Below are 5,510 nucleotides of genomic sequence, written 5' to 3'. Positions count from 1 at the left end.
AACGGAGCACCAGCGCAACGGAGCACCGGCGCACCGGAGCACCGGAGCACCGGCGCCAGCCTGAATCGGGGGCGGATTACAGGACCCAGCGCCTGTAGCCTTCGGGCAGCGTCAGGCCGCGCCACATGCCCTTGATGTCGGCCACCAGCCCTCCGGGCCGGATCAGGCGGGTCAGGGCCGGAGCGGACAGGGTCCGGTAGGCGTCATGGGGCACCGCGCCGACGATGCAGTCGTAGGGATCGGCATTGTCCAGTCCCGGCCGCAGGGTGAGGCCGTAGAGTTCGGCGGCCTCTGCCGGATCGGCCAGCGGGTCGTGGACGTCGACGCGGTAGCCGTGGTCGCGCAGGCGGTTGACCAGCGAGGCGACCTTGGAGTTCCGCAGGTCCGGCACGTTCTCCTTGAAGGTCAGGCCCAGGACGAGGATGCGGCTGGATACCGCCGGCGCCTCGGCCGCGGCGATGCGCTCGGCGATCTGGTCGGCGATGTAGCCGGGCATCGTCTCGTTGATCCGGCGGCCGGCCAGGATGACTTCCGGGCGGTGTCCGATGCTGGTCGCCAGATGCGCCAGATAGAAGGGATCGACCCCGATGCAGTGGCCGCCGACCATGCCCGGACGGAAGTTCAGGAAGTTCCACTTGGTCGACGACGCTTCCAGGACGTCGTGGATCGAGATGCCGAGGCGGCCGAAGATCATCGAGACTTCGTTGATGAAGGCGATGTTGATGTCGCGCTGGGCGTTCTCGATCACCTTGGCGGCTTCGGCCACCTTGATGCCGGCGGCGCGGTAGACGCCGGCGCTGGTCACTGCGCCGTAGATCTCCGCCAGCCTGTCCGTAACCTCCGCCGTCTGGCCCGCGACCACTTTCACGATCCGCGAAATGGTATGCTCGCGGTCGCCGGGGTTGATCCGTTCCGGCGAGTAACCCAGGAAGAAGTCGCGGCCGCAGACCAGTCCGGACGCTTCTTCCAGCGCCGGGCCGCAGATGTCGTCGGTGACGCCGGGGTAGACCGTGCTCTCGAACACGACGACCGGCTTCGGATCCGCTTCGGACTTGCCGCTGTCGCGCAATGCGGCGCCGACGGTGCGGCACGCCGCCAGCACCGCGCCCAGGTCGGGCTGGTTCCGGGCGTCCACGGGCGTCGGGACCGTCACGATGTAGAATTGGCGCCCCGGCAGCAGGGCCGGATCGGAGGTCAGGGTCAGCGGACCGCCGCGCAGGTCTTCCGGTCCGACTTCCCGCGTGCGGTCATGGCCGTCCCGCAGTTCGGCGATCCGGCGGGCGTCGATGTCGAAGCCGGTCGTGGGGAAGTGGCGGGCGAGTTCGACCGCCAGGGGCAGGCCGACATAGCCTAAGCCGATCACCGCAATTGTCGTTGTCCGCACCGATGAACCTGCCTTGAGCTTCGGAACCCGCAACGCCTCGACGGCGTTCTGGAATATGTCGGGGTGCGTTGCTGTTCCTGAAAGGGACGCTGTCACCGGCACGCCTTTGGGCAGGCATTCCGGAGTCACGCGTATCGAGCATAAAGGAACGCTCACTACGCCGAAAGCTTCAGGAGTGCAAAAACAGTGCTCTTGTTCCGCACCTTCGAGGCGAGGATAGACCTCAACCGAGGTGAAGAGACGATCGACGCGCTGAGGAAAGGCCCATCGCATCCAAGGCCCTGTCGGGGTAATACAAAAGGTATATTGCTTTTGCTCTTAGCCTGATGGTGTTGGGTGTTTCTGAAGTCTAAGCCCCTTTGATAATTGACGAGATCAGGGGAGGTCATTAGCTATGAGAGTGATGCCTCCTGTTCGGCTGATTCGTTCATGCGGTAAGTCTGACACGAACGCGGTGGTATCCAGCAGGTCCCCCGTGCGTGGCCAGCCCTGAAATCGACGACAGAGAGGGCCTTATTGAGTGGTCGGCACTGACAAGCGAAAGACGCCCGAGGGCCGGAAGCAGAACCTGCTGATCTGGTATTGGGGTAGGCGGGGCGGAGGAGCCCATTACTGCTTGGAAGTCGCACGGGAACTCTCCAGACGCGAAGAGTTCAACGTCCACTTGTCGATTTCGCGCAACTGCGATCTGTATGCCGAACTCAAGGCCCTGAACCTTCCCGGTCTGGATATCGACACCTACTGCGACGTCGGATCGGCCGTCATGGCGCTGTCCAGGCTCCGCCAGGTCCGCCGCGCCTTCGAAGCCTATTTGGAGGAGCACGACATCGACCTCGTGCTCTGCACCATGCAGCACCTGTGGAACCCGTTCATGCTGCCGGCGATCCGCCGGGCAGGCGCACGCTATGTCGTCACGATCCATGACGCCACACTGCATCCGGGCGAGCGGTTCCTGCCTTATCAGTGGTGGCTGGACTGGGAAATCCAGCAGGCAAGCGGATACGTCGTGCTGAGCGATCACGTCGGCCGGGTCCTGCGAGCGCGGCATCAGGCGTCCATGGACCGCATTACGGTGGCACCCTGCGGTCCGTTCAGCCAGTTCACCGATACGAGCACCAGGCGCGGCTGCGCCGGAACGGCCGACCGTCCGTTGCCCCGCCGTCTGCTGTTCTTCGGCCGGATCGTCGCGTACAAGGGACTGGACCTGCTGCTGAATGCCTACGGGCAGCTCAAGCGGACGCATCCCGACCTGAGCCTTGCCATCTATGGCGACGGCGACCTGACGCCTTATCGCGCCGCGATCGACGCGCTGGCCGACGTTACGGTCGAAAACCGCTATATCCCCGAGGACGAACTTCCCGGAATCCTGGAGCGGAGCGACCTGATCGTGCTGCCCTACCGCGAGGCGAGCCAGTCCGGCGTGATGCTGCTGGCCGAGGCGGCGGGCGTGCCCGTCGTCGGGACGCCGACCGGCGCGCTGGTCGAGCAGATCGTTCCGGGTATCAACGGGCTCATAGCCGATTCCGTGGACGACAAGGCGCTGGCCTACGCCATCGGCAGGTTCCTCGACGATCCCGGACTTTATCATCGCTGCGTCCTGGGCATCTCCAAGCATGCCGAGGACCGCTGGTCCGAGGCCGGCGACCGGATATCCAGGCTGCTGCTGGACGCCGGCACCTCGGCCCCCTCGGCGCCGAGCTATGCGGCGGTGCCGCAGGCCGCGGGCGAGGCGCGGGCGCGCCTGCCGCAGCGGCGCACCGCCCGCTAGCGGACACGGAACACATGCCGCTTTCGCCGAAGGACACCGCAAGGGATACGGCCCGAGCCGTCTGGCGCCGCATTCCGACAGGGCTGCGCCGCTCCCTGCTGTTCGGAACGACCCGGATGGCGGCACCCGCCGCCCGCATGCCGGGCCCGGCCCCGGCTGAGCCGATCGTCATCGTCGGGCCGGTTTCCAGCGCCACGGGCCTGGGCGAGGGCGCCCGGCTGGCAATCCGGGCTTTGCGGAGCCAGGGTCTCGACGTCCGCAGCTTCGACGTAAGCCAGGTCATGCTGGGAGGCGATCCGGCGGAGCCGGTCGACAAGGGGCTTCCGGTGCAGCCCGGTCCGGGAACGGTGATCCTGCACGTCAACGCGCCGCTGGCTCCGCTGGCCCTGCTGATGCTTGGCCGGGCGGCGCTGAAGGGGAAACGGATCATCGGCTATTTCGCGTGGGAATTGCCGGACCTGCCGGACGACTGGATCGCGGCGCTGGACCACGTCCACGAGATCTGGGTGCCCAGCCGCTTCACCGCCGACGCCTTCCGCCGCCACACCGACCGGCTCGTCCATGTGGTGGCCCATCCGGTTCCGGTAAGCGGCGGGCAGGCGGCCGAGCGGGCGCCGCGCCGGGCGGACCGCCCCTTCACCGTGCTGACGCCGTTCAACATGGCGTCCGGCTTCACGCGGAAGAACCCGCTGGCGGCGGTGCGTGCGTTCAAGCTGGCGTTCGGCGAAGGCGGGAACGACGCGCGGCTCATCCTGAAGACGCACCATGTTTCGGCCTATTCCGCCGGATACGCTGAGCTGGCCGCCCTGATCGGCGGCGACCCGCGCATCAGCGTGCTCGACCGGACCATGGACCGGACCGAACTGGACCGGCTGGTATCCTCCAGCGATGCGGTCATGCTGCTGCACCGGTCGGAGGGATTCGGGCTGCCGCTGGCCGAAGCGATGGGCCGGGGGGTGCCGGTGGTGGCGACCAACTGGTCAGGCAACACCGACTTCATGGATTTTCACAATTCGTGCCCGGTTTCATACTGCCTGGTGCCCGCGCGCGATCCGCAGGGCAGCTATGACCATGCCGATCAGCTTTGGGCCGAACCGTCGGCGGAGAACGCCGCCGCGCATCTGCGGCGGCTGCGCGACGATCCGGACCATGCCGCCGAACTGGGCCGTGCCGCGAGCCTGACGATACGGGAACGCTGCTCGCCCAAGGCCTTCGCCGAGCGCTCGGGGGCCTTGCTGATGGCCGACGCCGCCCTGTGCTGACCGCAGGGCCGAGAGCCGGCACGACGGCGTGACGGGATAAGCGCCCAATGGATGCGGAGGCGCCGCATTTGGTGCGCCGCACCTGAGCGCCCTTGACAATGAGATGCTGTTCCGCTCCTATTCGCGCCGCCTTTATATAGTAAATATCGGATAAAAAGTTGTTAATCGCCCGTGTTTTTCAGGAAGACGGTGGATTGACGGTTGAATTGCCGGTGTGTTTGTCGGCTGAAACGGGAGTCGGGATGCGGCTGTCTCTTCGCGTCAAGGAAATGACTACAATGCAGCATCTATCATGAGCGCCGTGTTTGCGAAAGTGCCATTTGCGGCTCCTGTGTGGCACTATCGCGCCTTCATCTGGAGCGCCGCGACGCGGGAGATGCGGCTCCAGTCGCTGAACTCGGTTCTCGGCTGGCTCTGGCCGGTGCTGAACGCGGTCGCCTTGATCCTGCTCTACATGACGCTGTTCGTCGAGGTCCTGAAGAGCAGGCTGCCCGGTTCCGACGACAGCATGTCGTACGCCATCTACCTGTGCATCGGCATCATCAACTGGACCTACTTCTCCAGCACGATCCTGCGGTCGCTGAACATCTTCGGCGAGAACGCGATGCTGCTGAAGAAGGCGGGCTTCCCCAAGATCACGCTGCCGGTCGTCGTCGTCATCTCGCAGGGCGTCCAGTTCGTCATCATGATGGCGGTCTTCGCGGCGCTTCTGATTGTGACCGGGCGCATTCCGGGCTGGGCGCTGCTCGGCATGATCCCGCTGCTGATCATCCAGCAGACCATCGCGATCTCGCTCGGCATCCTGCTCGGCACGCTCAACGTCTTCTTCCGGGACGTCGGCCAGGCGGTCGGCATCATCCTGACCTTCTGGTTCTGGCTGACCCCGATCGTCTATCCGATGTCGATCCTGTCGCCCGCCGTCGCGTCCTTCGTGACGACCTGGAACCCGCTGACCCGGATCATCGTCGGATACCACGACATCACGCTCAACAACACCATGCCCGACATGACCGACTTCATCGGCCATATCGTGCTGGCCGCCGTGCTGAGCGGGCTTGCCTATTTCTGCTTCAAGCGCCTGTACAGCGCGGTTCAG

At 65.6% G+C, this 5,510-nt stretch carries 4 protein-coding genes; 3 read left to right on the top strand and 1 reads right to left on the bottom strand.

Annotated features, from left to right (window positions below):
• Positions 1-76 precede the first annotated feature (76 nt).
• The gene (locus AC5JJ6_RS39510) at positions 77-1,384 is read right to left on the bottom strand and encodes a nucleotide sugar dehydrogenase (RefSeq protein WP_496047292.1); all 1,308 of its coding nucleotides are present in this window, start codon (positions 1,382-1,384) and stop codon (positions 77-79) included.
• Between the two features lie 520 nt (positions 1,385-1,904).
• Here AC5JJ6_RS39510 and AC5JJ6_RS39505 point away from each other — a divergent pair.
• From AC5JJ6_RS39505 to AC5JJ6_RS39495, 3 genes are all read left to right on the top strand, one after another.
• A complete protein-coding gene (locus AC5JJ6_RS39505) occupies positions 1,905-3,152 on the top strand; it encodes a glycosyltransferase family 4 protein (RefSeq protein WP_496047291.1) in 1,248 nt (415 codons plus the stop codon).
• Positions 3,153-3,166: 14 nt separating this feature from the next.
• Positions 3,167-4,414 (top strand): glycosyltransferase family 4 protein, encoded by a 1,248-nt coding sequence (locus AC5JJ6_RS39500; RefSeq protein ID WP_496047290.1) that lies wholly within the window; start codon positions 3,167-3,169, stop codon positions 4,412-4,414.
• A 292-nt stretch (positions 4,415-4,706) separates the two neighbouring features.
• On the top strand, positions 4,707-5,510 hold an 804-nt coding region (locus AC5JJ6_RS39495; RefSeq protein ID WP_496047289.1), incomplete at its 3' end, for an ABC transporter permease.

Source organism: Skermanella sp., from assembly GCF_059503625.1.
The sequence above is the reverse complement of the archived record's forward strand: the minus strand, read 5'-3'. Positions and strand labels throughout refer to the sequence as shown.